Origin of the sequence: Bacillus cereus group sp. MYBK220-1 (assembly GCF_051916445.1) — a bacterium.
Taxonomy (GTDB): domain Bacteria; phylum Bacillota; class Bacilli; order Bacillales; family Bacillaceae_G; genus Bacillus_A; species Bacillus_A cereus.
Map to the genome: position 1 here is coordinate 517,912 of NZ_JBQAGQ010000001.1, position 12,742 is coordinate 530,653.

Below are 12,742 nucleotides of genomic sequence, written 5' to 3' on the forward strand. Positions count from 1 at the left end.
GGGTATTATTAATTGGAGGTACTTTCATATGCATATTAAAGACACACTTCCCCATCGTTATCCATTTTTAATGATTGATAAAGTAACAAATGTAAAACAAGATGAATTCGTTACAGGATATAAACTCATTACAAATAACGAATGGTTTATAAATGATAGTCACAAACATATGCCTCATATGTTAATTGTAGAAGCACTTGCTCAGCTTAGTGCATTTGTACATACAAGTGATTCTGAAGGACTAGGATTCCTCTCCTCTTTAGATGGAATTGAATTCCACGGAAAAGCATATTCCGGTGATAAACTTGATTTACATTATGAGCTAACGCGCAATCGCCGAGGTTTTGTTCTTGGTAAAGGTATTGCAACTGTAAACGACCAGCCTATTGTAACTATAGAAAAACTATTAATATATCAAGCAGATTAAAATGTTCCTTATATCAGTTGGAAATATCTATTCTCAACCAATTAAGTAAATAGGAAAATATATTACGTAGTTAGGAGCAGGAAAATGGAACGTACTATCGGTATCGATGCTGGAGGCACATTAACGAAAATAGCTTATTTTAACAAAAAAAAGCTATTAACTTTTGAAAAATTTTATTCGCATGAACAACATAAAATAATAGATTGGATTAAAAACAACAATGGCATAAAACAAATATGTATTACGGGTGGTAAATCGAAACTATTACAGCAACTGCTTACAGGTTCATATAAAATAATAGAGCTAAGCGAATTTGAAGCTACTCTTGCAGGTGTCCAATTCATATTAAAAGAAGAACAACATACTATAAACAATTTTATTTTAACCAATATCGGTACAGGTACTTCTATCCATTATGTTTATAATGAACAATATATTCGCGCTGGTGGAACCGGAGTTGGCGGTGGGACTATTATGGGACTCTCAAAATTGTTAACAAATATAGATCATTTTGAAGATATAATACCTCTAACAAAAGTAGGATCTAGAAAAGAACTAGATATTACGGTTGGAGATATTTATGGTGGTATTCTTTCCCCTATCGATAATAACTTAACTGCTAGTAACTTCGGAAAAGCAGCCATTACAGAATCAAATAATAGTAGCTCCGATATACTAGCTACTGTACAAGGACTTGTCGGTGAAGTCGTTACTGCATTAAGCCTTCAATTCGCTGAAACAAAAAACATTGAACATATTATTTATATTGGTTCGACTTTATGTAATAACGTACAACTTCAACATATTATTAGTAGCTACACCGAATATCAAAATAAAACACCAATCTTTTTACAAGATGGTGGTAATAGCGGTGCAATTGGTGCATTACTTCATGCTACGAAATAAAAAGCTGACTTTTGTCAGCTTTTTAGAAATGGCACTTCAAATTCAATAATTGATTCCCCGTTCTCTCCAATTCGCTCCACGCTTATTCTATCAATCAAACAATTTAACTTCCCATGAAAACTAGGAATCTCCTTCACTACTTCAGCAGCTAATTCGGCACTTTCTTTTCTTCCGACTGTTACATGCGGGATGTACGGAATGTCTTCTTTCAAAAATTGTAATAAAGGTCCTGTATATAGAATATTATGTAGTTCCTCTATTTGTTCTTTCCCCTTTTCAACTCGTAAAAACAAATATTCTCTTTCACTTGTAATTTGATTCGTAAATTCAATTTCTATATTCTGTATCGGTTTTGATACATTTATAATATGTAATTTCAGCTCATCATTTGAAATCGAACTTTCAAATGGGAATACGATTGTTATATGCGGTGGAATTAATCCAACTAAAGGATCATGTTTATGTCTAATGTTCTCTATTTTATCGATGGACATGTTGTTTAGAAAAAGTAAAATTGTACGCATTTTTATCCCCTCAACTTTTCCTCATTATAATATGTATCATATTCTATGATAGCCTGCCCTTCAACAACTTGTTTTGCTTACCTATAAAAATAAAAAAACTTCTCAAATGAGAAGTTTTCATATAGCATGATTATTATTTTCCCGCCAAACTTTTCTAAACTTATACTTTGAACTGTTCCACCACCGGGTAAATGATTAACAATTGCAACCACATCTGAATTATTACCAACGTATGTCCCAGTATATTTCTTAAAATCATCTGACCTAACATCATATATATCTTTTATTCTTTCTCCGTTAGAACAAGCCGCAATGAATAAAAAAATTGTTAGCATAACGATCATGTTATGATGCATATATTTCATTTAGCATCCCCCATTTTTATCGATATTTCGTTAATTACAATATTTACTTTCAAATCCCTTTTTAAATATACGCATTTTAATCAAAATTAAAAATTTTCATTTTTTATGTTTACAATTATCCATTAATTGTATATACTTACTAACGTAAGAAAAAAATTCTAAAAGGAGGTCGAAGGAAATGATGAAATTACAATTACATGCATTAACTTTAGCGTTAACTGCACCTGTGTTTTCTGGACAATTAAATATGAATTCGACCACCCTAATGGAGAATTGAAAATCGTACTTTATTTCATTTAATTCATAAATTCGCCACAGGAGGTCGTATACTTTCCTGTGGCTTTTTCACGCCCAGCCATAGGAGAACTGTATCTTCCTGTGGTTTTTTTGCGCGATTTTTTAGTCTCTTACATTATTTTTCTAAGAAAGGAGCAACATTCAATGACTATTAGCGTATTGTTTTTAAGTATTACGATTCAAAGAAATACAATTTCCAAAGATGAAATTCTTCATAATGAGCAAATTGAAAAAGCTATGAATGATGTTAAGGAGCGCCAAGCACTTTACTGTGATCACCTGTAATTCCTTTTCGAAAGGAGGAATTCATTTATGACTTTTCATATTTTCTTTTTTACGACTGCACTTCAAAAAAATACTTTATCTGAAACTGAAATCAATCGTAAACAACAGTTAAAACAACTGACTGATAAAATAACTGACATTAAAAGTTCATACTACACTCAAATGTATTAAAAATATATTTTAAAGGGGTAATATATTCATGAAATTTAAAGCATTCTTTTTAACAATCACTATTCAAAAACGTAAGCTCTCACAGAAAGAGATTTTACGTGAACAACACATTCAAAATATTATGGACGAAGTAAAAGAGCGTCAATCTTCTTATTACACTCGTCTTTTCTAAATCACTTATAAAGGGGTAATTATTTTATGAAATTTAAAGTATTCTTTTTAACCATTACCATTCAAAAAAATAAATTTTCCGAGTCTGAAATGCTTCATGAGCGACAAATTAATCAGGCTATGGATTCTGTAAAAGAAAGACAAAGTCATTACTGTAGTCACCTATAATTTCTTATTACACTCGTTTTTTCTAAATCATTTATAAAGGGGCAATTATTTTATGAAATTTAAAGTATTCTTTTTAACCATTACCATTCAAAGAAATAAATTTTCTGAGTCTGAAATGCTTCATGAACGACAAATTAATCAGGCTATGAATTCTGTAAAAGAAAGACAAAGTCATTACTGTAGTCATCTGTAATTCCAATTCGAAAGGAGGAATTCACATATGAAGTTTCACCTTTTCTTTTTAACGATTACGATTCAAAAAGAAACAATATCTCAAAATGAATTAAAACAAGAAAGACAATATAAACAAGTTATTGATGAAATTCGAGATCGTAGAAGCAAGTACTACACTCACCTTTAATCGTTTAACTATATAGAATTGAAAGGAGTCGATTATGATGTTGATAGCACGCTGTAAGGAAATGATTTGGATAGTTCAGAGGGATTCCACATAGTCATAGTTTTATAGAGCTTATATCACACAAGTTTATCACTGAATTTGATGTATAAAAAATATATAATAAAATCAAATCAACCCGCTTTTAATTATTTATTTATAAACAAAAGATACACCACTTAAAAAGCGGTGTATCTTCCTCAGTTTTTACTATTTTCGGTTACTTCTCTTCGTCTTAAACAATCTCACTAAGTTCGAAACAACTGTTTTTGTTACTGCATAAACTGGTACTGCTAAAATCATTCCGATGATTCCAGCAAAGTTTCCTACCCCTAAAATTAGGATAATAATTGTTAATGGGTGGATGTTTAATTTCGAGCTCATAATACGTGGTGAAATAATATTACTTTCAAACTGTTGTACAATTGTTACGATAATAATTACGTATAAGGCTTGCATCGGAGATACGAACAGTCCTACAATAACAGCTGGTGCTGCCCCGATAAATGGACCTAAGTTAGGAATGATGTTTGTAAATGCTGCGATAATTCCTAAAACGAAAGCGTACGGTAAATCGATAATTAAATAACCGATAAAAGTAAACGCACCTACAAATATACAAACGAGCGCTTGCCCTTGAATATATGCAGATAATGTTTCGTTCGTTTCCTTAATGATACGAAGCCCCTCTTCACGGTAAGACTCTGGTAATAAACTTACCGCTTTTCCTGGAAAGGCATGTCCATCTTTAAACATGTAAAATAAAATGAACGGTACAGTAAATACAACTAATGCAACGTTCGTGATAATACCAAATAAAGCCGTTGCACTCGACGTAATTGTATTTGGTATATCTTTTAAGTATTCAATCGCATTTTTTTCAATTGTTTCAATGGAAACGTAGTTTTGTGTAGATAACCATTCAAACAACCTATGATGTGATAATTCTTGTATGTATACTTTTCCCTCTTTTATGTAGCCTGGCATATTTTTTACTAAGTCCATTAGCTGTTGTGAAATCGTAGGAACAACTACTCCAACGCCAACCGCAGTTAATGTTATGATAAAAAGATATAACAGCAATATCGCTAAATTTCTAGGTACTTTTTTATTCTCCAAAAAGATTAATACAGGATTAAATATGAAGTATAAAAAAAGCGCGATTAAGATTGGGAAAAATAATGTTGATATGAAGATACCAATCGGTTGAAATAAAAATGATATTTTTGTGCAAATAAATATGATTCCTACAACCATTAGCACTTCTAATGTCCAAAAGTGCACTTTTGATTTCAAAAAAACGGCCTCCTTTAAACTAGCACTTCTCTTCATTGTACCAAAATAAGTATGAATTTCACATAATATTTTCCTTTACAATATTCCAAAATACCGATAAATACACTACAATGAGATTACATACAAATTTGCAGGTAAAGGTGATAAAAATGACACAATGCATCATATGCAGAAAAGATACGAAAGAACTTAGTGAACAATATGTCATTCCAGAAATATTATGTGGATATTATTTCACAAACTCAATTTGTGATACTTGTCATGAACAAATGACAACAAATATTGATCGTCCTTTAATTAGGCATAAATTGAGTCAATTTAAGATTGAACAAATGAAAAGACAAATTGATTCCCCACTCTATACGAATGAGCACGGTGAGGAACTTGCGGCTGCTGAGACTGATGTTGTCGAAGTAAGCGACGAAATTCTTTATTCTAATGCATTAATTATGAAACTATGTAAAAAGCACGATATTTCCTTACATAATGAAATTTGGAAAGAGGAACGTGTAACGAAAGTAGCGAGTTCTATTCAACGGGAATTACTATTAGATAACCGTAAATATAAAATGAGTATATTAAAAATGGCTTATACATTCGCTGTACAAGCAGTTGATGGCTACTTTGAAGATCAAGATGCGATTGATATTTCTACCATTCTCTCAAATGCAGATTTCGTGGAACTAAAAGAAAAAAGTATTGTACGTGATTTAAGCAAAAGTTCTTTATGGAATACGTTAAATACAAGTAGTGAAAATCATTACTTTATTTTACTTAGCGATAAAGACGGTCTGTTTTGCTTCATTCGTTTGTTTGACATCTTTGATGTTGTCGTTCATTTATCAGAAAAAAGATTTGACCTTCCATCACCCATTGTCGGTGTAAATAATGTGAATACACAGAAATTTTATGTCCAAAGTTTAAAACAGTATATGGATGGGCTGTTCAAAGAAAAAGCACCTACTATATAATAGATACCAGAACATATGGTCTCCTTTCTTGATGAAAAGACACTGTGTTATAATGAGTATGAAAAGAACAATACAATCACATAAACCAATTATAAATTGTATATAAATAAAAAAGACTAGTGTGCGGCTACACACTAGTCCACGTAACTTAGCAGATTGGATTGTTCATTTATCCTATTTGTTTCTTACAAACAAAACAACCCACATTCTATAGGCATAGGTGGGTTGTTATTTTTTGAGCTTGTCTATTAAAACGACGACGAACGTTAACAATGCAACGAGAAACAGTCCACCCTGCAGTAGCAACGCTATTTCACTCACGTATTATCACCCCCCTCCTACTCGGAGAAGTGATAATTGAACAACCAACCGCACCTTAAGTTACCCTTTGATTTTACCATATTTTCTAATAATTTACGATGAAAACCCGCAAGCGAATAACTTGCGGATTTTTTATACCCTATTAACAGGCAGTAAACAAAATGAAGCAATAAATAAGTGAAACTTTATTTCTCACTATTTTTTTAATGCATATGCATCAGCAATCATTTCACCAACAATTTTATTTTCTTCTTTCTTCTTGTCTTTCAATAATGGGAATAACAATTCTGCCACTTCATACGCTTCTTCTAAATGCGGATATCCTGATAAAACAAACGTATCAATTCCTAACGATTCATATTCTTTTATCCTTTCTGCTACTGTATGCGGATCGCCTACAAGTGCAGTACCTGCCCCACCTCTTACAAGTCCGATACCAGCCCATAAATTAGGGCTTATCTCTAACGACTCTCTCGTACCTTTATTTAAATGTGTCATCCGTTTTTGACCAACCGAATCATATCTTGCAAATGTCTTTTGAGCAAGCTCAATTGTTTCATTATCCACATATTGAATTAAACGTTCGGCCTCTTCCCATGCTTCTTCTTCTGTCTCTCTTACAATTACGTGTAATCTAATGCCAAATCGGACTGTACGCCCCTTCTCTTCTGCAAGTTTTCTTACTTCTTCTACTTTTTCTTTTACTTGCTCTGGCGGCTCTCCCCACGTTAAATATACATTACTATGTTCAGCTGCTACTTCTTTTCCAGCAGCTGATGATCCTCCGAAATATATAGGAGGATATGGCGTTTGAACTGGTGGGAATACAACTTTACTATCTGTAACTTGAATATGTTTTCCTTCTAAAGAGATCGTTTCACCTTGCAATGTCGATTTCCAAACTTTTAAAAATTCATCCGCTGCTTCATACCTTTCATCATGATCAAGATATAATCCATCTCCTTGTAGTTCAACTGGATCTCCTCCAGCTACTACATTAATAAGCAGTCTCCCATCTGAAATTCTATCAAATGTAGATGCCATCCTCGCTGCAACTGTAGGGGACATTAGTCCTGGTCTCACTGCTACTAAAAATTTTAATTTTTCTGTTTCAGCAGCAAGAGCTGAAGCTAACACCCAAGGGTCTTCACATCCTTGACCAGTTGGAAGTAAAACACCCGTATATCCTAAATAATCAGCTGCCGCAGCAACTTGCTTATAATAACCATATTCAGCTGCTCTTCCTCGTTTTGTCGTTCCTAAATATCGACCATCTCCATAAGCCGGAATAAACCATAATAATTCCATGCCTTTACACACCCCTTATTTATTTTGAATCGTATACTAACACATTCTATATAAATTACCCCTAATAATTTATATGTTAATTCCCAGTCTCACCTTTAAAATTATCTCGCCATCTTAAAAACTTCGCTTCTAGTAAACGTACTAGAGAGTCAGAAAACTTCCCAACAAATGCAAAGATAATTATGCCGACAAATACGATATCTGTATTTGAAAATTGCCTTGCATCCATAATCATATAACCAATACCTTCTGTAGATCCCATAAGTTCTGCTACTACTAAACTCACCCATGCAACACCTAACGATAACCTTGCTCCTAGTAAAAGGTTAGGCAATGCAGATGGTAAAATGAGTTTCGTAATTAGTTTTCTTTTGCTAAACTCTAACACTCTCGCTACATCAAATAACTTTGAATCCACACCTCTAATACCTAAAAATGCGTTTACGTATAAAGGGAAAAATGCACCATCTGCAATTAATAACACTTTCGATGTTTCACCAAAACCGAACCATAATACGAAAAGTGGCGCAACAGCTAGATGAGGTACAGTTCTTAACATTTGCACAGATGGATCTAAATATTGCTCACTTCTCGTTGAAAATCCAACAATCGTTCCTAAAATGATTCCTAAGCCCCCACCAATAAAGAAACCAGCCGCAGCCCTGAATACACTAATACTTAAATGGCCGAATAACTCTCCTGTTTTAATAAGCTCTTGGAAAGCTAAAAAAATATCTAATGGTGTTGGTAAAACTGTTTTAGAAACAAGGCCGAATACGCCAGCTAACTGCCAAATTATTAATATAATAACCGGTATAGTAATTGCCCTTACTAAAACTTTTACATTTAACTTTCGCACATTCTTAACTCTGTTTTTCTCAATCGTTATACTCGCTGGTTTCATAACAGCTTTCGTATTTTCCACTTTACAAAACCTCTTTTCACTTCGCTTTCAATGCTTTTTCTACGAAAGAATTATCTACAACTTTTTCCGCCTTAGTTTCTTTCTTTATAGAACCGAGCTTATATTGAAAATCCGCTGTCTTTTGTTGTTCTGCTATTATTTCCTTCGTTACCGGAACTAAAATTGGTTTGTCGTGATTAAACACTTCTTTTACGATCTCCGCATCTATCTTTTTTACAGAAGTATATACTTTTATTGCTTCATCTAAGTTAGCATCTTGCCATACACGTGCTTTCTCATAAACTTTGAGGAATTTCTCAACTAATTCTGGATGTTCTTTCGCAAATTTTGTTCTCGTAATTAAAAATTCTGGTGAAGAGACATTTAATGTTTCACCGTCTGCAATCACCTTCGCACCTTTATTTAACGTATGTAATGATATGAAAGGGTCCCAAATCGCCCATGCATCTACTGATCCTGATTCAAATGCAGGCTGCGCTTCATCTGGTTGTAATTGAATGACATTTACCTCTTTTGCATCAATCCCTTCTTTATCAAGTGCTCGATACAATAAATTAAAAGCACTACTTCCTTTTGCTACTGCAATTTTTTTACCTTTTAACTCTTTTACACTCGCAATTTTGCTATCTTTTTGAACGAGAATTCCAGTTCCTTTTCTTGCATAACTTGTATTGGCGATTTCGGTAAATCCAATACCTGCTGCTTGCGCTGAAATGACTGGAGAATTCCCTACTTCACCAAAGTCTAATCGGTTTGATGCGATTGCTTCAAAATAAGGAGGTCCACTTTGGAACTCTGTCCATTTCACTTTAACTCCTTCTTTTTTAAACTCCTCTTCAAACCACCCCTTTTTCTTTGCTAGTAATAGCGGGCTTAACCCTTGCTGTATACCAATTTGTATTGTTACATCTTCTTTCTTACTACTTGCTGTACTTTTTTCACATCCTAATAAACATACTGATATAGCTAAAGCAAAAGAAAGAATTTTTAATTTTTTATACATATAAAATCACCCTTTTCCTATATACTTGTTTGAATCAACCCTCCATATTCAAACTGCTGTAATACTTTCGTTCGAAGTTGTTGGAACGATTGAGAAGTTTTATTTCGCGGATAAGGCAAATTATTTTCAATCACTTTATGTATTTTCCCTGGTTTTGCACTCATAATGATGATTCGGTTTGAAAGATATATCGCTTCGTCTATATCATGTGTAACGAATATCATTGTTGTTTTCTTCTGCTCCCAAATATTTAGCAATACTTCTTGTAAATGACTTCGAGTAAAAGCATCCAGCGCTCCAAAAGGTTCATCAAGTAATAATACATTTGGATCTCTTAATAACGCTCTCGCTATCGCAACACGTTGTGACATCCCGCCTGAAATTTCTTTCGGATACGATTTTTCAAAGCCATCTAACCGAACGATTTCAACCCATTCTCTCACCTTATCTTTCACATACTTATCTTTTAACGACAAATCTGCCGCTATATTTTCTTCAACTGTTAACCATGGAAAAAGCCTATGTTCTTGAAAAATAAAACCTTGTTTCTTGCTCGTTTTTAAGATAGGCTCCCCGTCAATAACAACTTCACCTTCAAAATCATTATCTAAACCTGCAACAATTTTTAGTAATGTACTTTTTCCGCACCCACTCGGACCAATTACTGTAACAAAATCCCCTTCCTCTAATTGAAAATTAATATTCTCTAGCACTTGAACCGTACCAGTTTGTTTCAAAAAATATTTTGATACCCCATCGATTGAAACAGTCATTTCTTCCCCTCCTTAAAATGATTCATATAAATGAACAGATTCAGTATTTGTGCAATAAAAAAACCAAAGGCATTTTATCTGTTGATAAAATGCCTTTGGTTTCTCCAATCAGCAATACGTTATGGAATTAAGTACATATTATACAAATATTTCCGATAAGTCAACTAGGTTTTATTAAAACATACATATGATTTGTTTGAACATTTTACTTTTGTTTATTTAAACGACGTTTACTTACTATTTTTTCTGATCTTTAATCCACTGTAACCAATAAGAAAACTCACACGCTAAATGCATTTGATGGGATTTAATTAGACTATTAGGACAAAGGGCTGGGAACTCAACAACTAGACTTACTTCTATCCCTGTATCAGTATCTTTAAATTGATGTCGAACTCCACCAATAGTAGTACCATCTTTCATACGTGCAACACCTGTTGATTGGTATTGATAAGATTTATCTCTCGGTGTTTTCAATCCGGTTTCGTCACCAAAAACAATGAAAAATTGAACTGGAAACGGAGAATTACCAGTAGTTTCGATAACCTCTAATTCATTTTCCCCAAAGGGTCTTAGTACATAGTGATCAGGACAAGCAGATAAATTCACTTTGTTATTTTCACGTGATTGTTCAAGCATCAAACTATCAATTCCATGTATGGCTTCTTCTGCTGTAATCCCATCTAAATAAATACTAGTTTTTGAAAATTTTCGTCTATCGCCAGATAAAAGAGTACAGATACGCATACCTGTTGCACTTAATCTAAGTTTTGATTTCAACTTTTCGTACATTTCATTGTATGTATATCGCAACTTTATTTCCGTTAGCTGTTTTATCATGACGTCTGTATCATTTATTTCAGGCTCTTTATGTCCTAATATATATAATACTTTTTTTATCCGTTCTCTTTTCCATTTTATAAGTTGCTCTTGTGAGATATTATTTCCATCGATAATAATTTTCATAAACTTTCTCCTTCCTTTTGATTGTATCGTAGTGTAGTTAATACTAAATTAACCATTTCATGTTTTGTATCTAGATTCAACTTTACTTCTGAATGAGCAATACTGCTAAGACCGTATAGAATAAACCCAGAAGCTAATAATGAGTTATCAGTATAAAAAACCCCTATGTTTACTCCCTCTTCAATTACTTGTCTAATTAACGGTTGCATACGTGCGAATAATTTCTGTTCCAGTTGAAAATGTTGTTCCGTCTGAAACGAACTCACATTTTTATAGGGCGCTAACTTTTCAATAAATGTCCAAAATATATCTAGTGAATCTTTCATCTTTTGCATGACAGACCGTTCATTTGAAACAAGTATTTCTTCAATTAACTCCATATTTTTCACAATACAGTCATTTAAAACTTCATCAACAAAATTCTCTTTAGACTTGAAGTAATAATAAAATAAGCCCGTTGCTACACCTGCATGATTCACAACATCTTTTATGCCAAATCCTTTCATACCATTTTTCATATATAGTTCAAAACCAATATCCATTAACTCTTGGCGTCTTACATCTGGTTCTTTTGATATTCTTTTCATACGTCATCTCCTACAATGTTTTCACCACGACTGAATCTGATTCAATCATAAACGACTGAACTTGATTCAGTCAATATTATTTCATAAATTTAAAATCGATTTAATAACTAAGCGACGAAATTTCTACAAAAAAAGAGTAATCTCAAGAGATATGCTGCTAACCTTAGATTTATCAAAAAAGTTAGATCATATAACTTGAGACTACTCATTCCCATTCAAAATATTTATGTAATTAAATTTTATTTCCTCTGCACCCTAGCTGTCTCCAAAACTATTGGTGGCAGCTCTTTTTGAATGATTTCTTTTAATCCATAAAGAGCTTTCTTCACATAACCACCTTCGAAATTTCCTAATGGTTCTGGTAATTCATCCTCATCCAATATGAAGTATTCTCCATTTGGAAGTACCATAATATCGATGATTAAATCTTCAAAGGAAACCACTTCATCTTTTATTTGTGTGTTTTTTACGATATTAAAATAGGAACCTAAATACTTTCCTTTTATATCTCTCCATACGTATAAATTGTACGGACGATCTCTCCAGTAATATGCGATTGTATAACTCCCTTTTGGGATTGTTAACTTAGTATCATTTGCAGTCATTGTAAATGAATACTGCACCTCGTGAAATAAAACGATACTTTGTGATTGCTTTTCAAGTAATAAGCAATTGTAATCTACTATTGTTGAGTTATACCGGATTTTTCTTTCTATAATTTCAATTTTCGATGTAAGTAACTTATTCATTATTTTGTTTCCCCTTATGCTAGTTCTATCCTCAATTATATCCATTTATGTAGTGATAAAGAAGTGTATAGTTTTTTATATAATGATTTATACAAGTACATAATAAAAACTCCTTCTTATTTAGAAAGAGTT

The 12,742-nt window shown here is 32.9% G+C and carries 19 protein-coding genes and 1 pseudogene; 9 read left to right on the top strand and 11 right to left on the bottom strand.

The genetic code is table 11. From position 1 onward, the window contains the following. Positions 1-28 precede the first annotated feature (28 nt). The gene (locus ACTFRU_RS02685; RefSeq protein ID WP_000547648.1) at positions 29-427 is read left to right on the top strand and encodes a 3-hydroxyacyl-ACP dehydratase FabZ family protein; all 399 of its coding nucleotides are present in this window, start codon (positions 29-31) and stop codon (positions 425-427) included. 84 nt (positions 428-511) lie between these two features. Beyond that, positions 512-1,333: a type II pantothenate kinase gene (coaW, locus tag ACTFRU_RS02690; protein ID WP_000442501.1), complete on the top strand. Its 822-nt coding sequence runs from the start codon at positions 512-514 to the stop codon at positions 1,331-1,333. Between the two features lie 14 nt (positions 1,334-1,347). Here the strand turns inward: coaW and ACTFRU_RS02695 are convergent, their stop codons facing one another. Together ACTFRU_RS02695 and ACTFRU_RS02700 are read right to left on the bottom strand one after the other, a co-directional pair. After that, positions 1,348-1,857, bottom strand: a complete 510-nt coding sequence (locus ACTFRU_RS02695; protein ID WP_001259210.1) for a 2'-5' RNA ligase family protein — start codon at positions 1,855-1,857, stop codon at positions 1,348-1,350. Between the two features lie 134 nt (positions 1,858-1,991). After that, positions 1,992-2,222: pseudogene (locus tag ACTFRU_RS02700) on the bottom strand (DUF4825 domain-containing protein); the annotation flags it as partial. Positions 2,223-2,663: 441 nt separating this feature from the next. Here ACTFRU_RS02700 and ACTFRU_RS02705 point away from each other — a divergent pair. The 6 genes from ACTFRU_RS02705 to ACTFRU_RS02730 are packed head-to-tail and all read left to right on the top strand — an operon-like array spanning position 2,664 to position 3,675. Next, positions 2,664-2,804, top strand: a complete 141-nt coding sequence (locus ACTFRU_RS02705; RefSeq protein ID WP_000156193.1) for a YrzI family small protein — start codon at positions 2,664-2,666, stop codon at positions 2,802-2,804. A gap of 27 nt (positions 2,805-2,831) precedes the next feature. After that, entirely contained in the window at positions 2,832-2,975 is a 144-nt protein-coding gene (locus tag ACTFRU_RS02710) for a YrzI family small protein (protein WP_000142708.1), read from the top strand. A 28-nt stretch (positions 2,976-3,003) separates the two neighbouring features. Further along, positions 3,004-3,147 (top strand): YrzI family small protein, encoded by a 144-nt coding sequence (locus ACTFRU_RS02715; protein WP_000668963.1) that lies wholly within the window; start codon positions 3,004-3,006, stop codon positions 3,145-3,147. A gap of 26 nt (positions 3,148-3,173) precedes the next feature. Next, a complete protein-coding gene (locus ACTFRU_RS02720) occupies positions 3,174-3,314 on the top strand; it encodes a YrzI family small protein (protein ID WP_000669805.1) in 141 nt (46 codons plus the stop codon). A gap of 52 nt (positions 3,315-3,366) precedes the next feature. Further along, positions 3,367-3,507 (top strand): YrzI family small protein, encoded by a 141-nt coding sequence (locus ACTFRU_RS02725; protein WP_000669816.1) that lies wholly within the window; start codon positions 3,367-3,369, stop codon positions 3,505-3,507. A gap of 27 nt (positions 3,508-3,534) precedes the next feature. Next, positions 3,535-3,675, top strand: a complete 141-nt coding sequence (locus tag ACTFRU_RS02730; RefSeq protein WP_000668497.1) for a YrzI family small protein — start codon at positions 3,535-3,537, stop codon at positions 3,673-3,675. A gap of 246 nt (positions 3,676-3,921) precedes the next feature. Here ACTFRU_RS02730 and ACTFRU_RS02735 read toward each other — a convergent pair whose 3' ends face one another. Next, entirely contained in the window at positions 3,922-5,007 is a 1,086-nt protein-coding gene (locus tag ACTFRU_RS02735; protein ID WP_000837892.1) for an AI-2E family transporter, read from the bottom strand. A 149-nt stretch (positions 5,008-5,156) separates the two neighbouring features. Here ACTFRU_RS02735 and ACTFRU_RS02740 point away from each other — a divergent pair, with 149 nt between their 5' ends. Then, a complete protein-coding gene (locus ACTFRU_RS02740) occupies positions 5,157-5,978 on the top strand; it encodes an HNH endonuclease (RefSeq protein ID WP_000189709.1) in 822 nt (273 codons plus the stop codon). Positions 5,979-6,206: 228 nt separating this feature from the next. Here the strand turns inward: ACTFRU_RS02740 and ACTFRU_RS02745 are convergent, their stop codons facing one another. The 8 genes from ACTFRU_RS02745 to ACTFRU_RS02780 all read right to left on the bottom strand — a co-directional run bounded on the left by ACTFRU_RS02745 (position 6,207) and on the right by ACTFRU_RS02780 (position 12,610). After that, on the bottom strand, positions 6,207-6,299 hold the full coding sequence (locus ACTFRU_RS02745) for a putative holin-like toxin (RefSeq protein WP_001289320.1): 93 nt from the start codon (positions 6,297-6,299) through the stop codon (positions 6,207-6,209). Between the two features lie 195 nt (positions 6,300-6,494). Further along, complete coding sequence (gene ssuD, locus ACTFRU_RS02750; RefSeq protein WP_000422246.1) at positions 6,495-7,607, bottom strand: FMNH2-dependent alkanesulfonate monooxygenase; 1,113 nt, start codon at positions 7,605-7,607, stop codon at positions 6,495-6,497. Positions 7,608-7,683: 76 nt separating this feature from the next. Further along, positions 7,684-8,532 (bottom strand): ABC transporter permease, encoded by an 849-nt coding sequence (locus ACTFRU_RS02755; protein ID WP_000432128.1) that lies wholly within the window; start codon positions 8,530-8,532, stop codon positions 7,684-7,686. Between the two features lie 16 nt (positions 8,533-8,548). Then, positions 8,549-9,535 carry an aliphatic sulfonate ABC transporter substrate-binding protein gene (locus ACTFRU_RS02760; protein ID WP_440037446.1) on the bottom strand — a complete coding sequence of 329 codons (987 nt, stop codon included), beginning with the start codon at positions 9,533-9,535 and terminating at the stop codon, positions 8,549-8,551. Positions 9,536-9,552: 17 nt separating this feature from the next. Then, the gene (locus ACTFRU_RS02765; protein ID WP_000218576.1) at positions 9,553-10,308 is read right to left on the bottom strand and encodes an ABC transporter ATP-binding protein; all 756 of its coding nucleotides are present in this window, start codon (positions 10,306-10,308) and stop codon (positions 9,553-9,555) included. A 237-nt stretch (positions 10,309-10,545) separates the two neighbouring features. Beyond that, complete coding sequence (locus ACTFRU_RS02770; protein ID WP_290101080.1) at positions 10,546-11,274, bottom strand: hypothetical protein; 729 nt, start codon at positions 11,272-11,274, stop codon at positions 10,546-10,548. Beyond that, a complete protein-coding gene (locus ACTFRU_RS02775) occupies positions 11,271-11,861 on the bottom strand; it encodes a TetR/AcrR family transcriptional regulator (RefSeq protein WP_000822621.1) in 591 nt (196 codons plus the stop codon). Before ACTFRU_RS02775 ends, ACTFRU_RS02770 begins: the two co-directional genes overlap by 4 nt. A 239-nt stretch (positions 11,862-12,100) precedes the next feature. Further along, complete coding sequence (locus ACTFRU_RS02780; RefSeq protein ID WP_001037886.1) at positions 12,101-12,610, bottom strand: DUF402 domain-containing protein; 510 nt, start codon at positions 12,608-12,610, stop codon at positions 12,101-12,103. Positions 12,611-12,742 lie beyond the last annotated feature (132 nt).

What these genes read in the sequence shown, in the direction of transcription:
- ACTFRU_RS02685 (WP_000547648.1), top strand. Translation starts at nt 29, where the DNA reads ATGCATATTAAAGACACACTTCCCCATCGTTATCCATTTTTAATGATT.
- coaW (WP_000442501.1), top strand. Translation starts at nt 512, where the DNA reads ATGGAACGTACTATCGGTATCGATGCTGGAGGCACATTAACGAAAATA.
- ACTFRU_RS02695 (WP_001259210.1), bottom strand. Translation starts at nt 1,857, where the DNA reads ATGCGTACAATTTTACTTTTTCTAAACAACATGTCCATCGATAAAATA.
- ACTFRU_RS02705 (WP_000156193.1), top strand. Translation starts at nt 2,664, where the DNA reads ATGACTATTAGCGTATTGTTTTTAAGTATTACGATTCAAAGAAATACA.
- ACTFRU_RS02710 (WP_000142708.1), top strand. Translation starts at nt 2,832, where the DNA reads ATGACTTTTCATATTTTCTTTTTTACGACTGCACTTCAAAAAAATACT.
- ACTFRU_RS02715 (WP_000668963.1), top strand. Translation starts at nt 3,004, where the DNA reads ATGAAATTTAAAGCATTCTTTTTAACAATCACTATTCAAAAACGTAAG.
- ACTFRU_RS02720 (WP_000669805.1), top strand. Translation starts at nt 3,174, where the DNA reads ATGAAATTTAAAGTATTCTTTTTAACCATTACCATTCAAAAAAATAAA.
- ACTFRU_RS02725 (WP_000669816.1), top strand. Translation starts at nt 3,367, where the DNA reads ATGAAATTTAAAGTATTCTTTTTAACCATTACCATTCAAAGAAATAAA.
- ACTFRU_RS02730 (WP_000668497.1), top strand. Translation starts at nt 3,535, where the DNA reads ATGAAGTTTCACCTTTTCTTTTTAACGATTACGATTCAAAAAGAAACA.
- ACTFRU_RS02740 (WP_000189709.1), top strand. Translation starts at nt 5,157, where the DNA reads ATGACACAATGCATCATATGCAGAAAAGATACGAAAGAACTTAGTGAA.
- ssuD (WP_000422246.1), bottom strand. Translation starts at nt 7,607, where the DNA reads ATGGAATTATTATGGTTTATTCCGGCTTATGGAGATGGTCGATATTTA.
- ACTFRU_RS02760 (WP_440037446.1), bottom strand. Translation starts at nt 9,535, where the DNA reads ATGTATAAAAAATTAAAAATTCTTTCTTTTGCTTTAGCTATATCAGTA.
- ACTFRU_RS02765 (WP_000218576.1), bottom strand. Translation starts at nt 10,308, where the DNA reads ATGACTGTTTCAATCGATGGGGTATCAAAATATTTTTTGAAACAAACT.
- ACTFRU_RS02770 (WP_290101080.1), bottom strand. Translation starts at nt 11,274, where the DNA reads ATGAAAATTATTATCGATGGAAATAATATCTCACAAGAGCAACTTATA.
- ACTFRU_RS02775 (WP_000822621.1), bottom strand. Translation starts at nt 11,861, where the DNA reads ATGAAAAGAATATCAAAAGAACCAGATGTAAGACGCCAAGAGTTAATG.
- ACTFRU_RS02780 (WP_001037886.1), bottom strand. Translation starts at nt 12,610, where the DNA reads ATGAATAAGTTACTTACATCGAAAATTGAAATTATAGAAAGAAAAATC.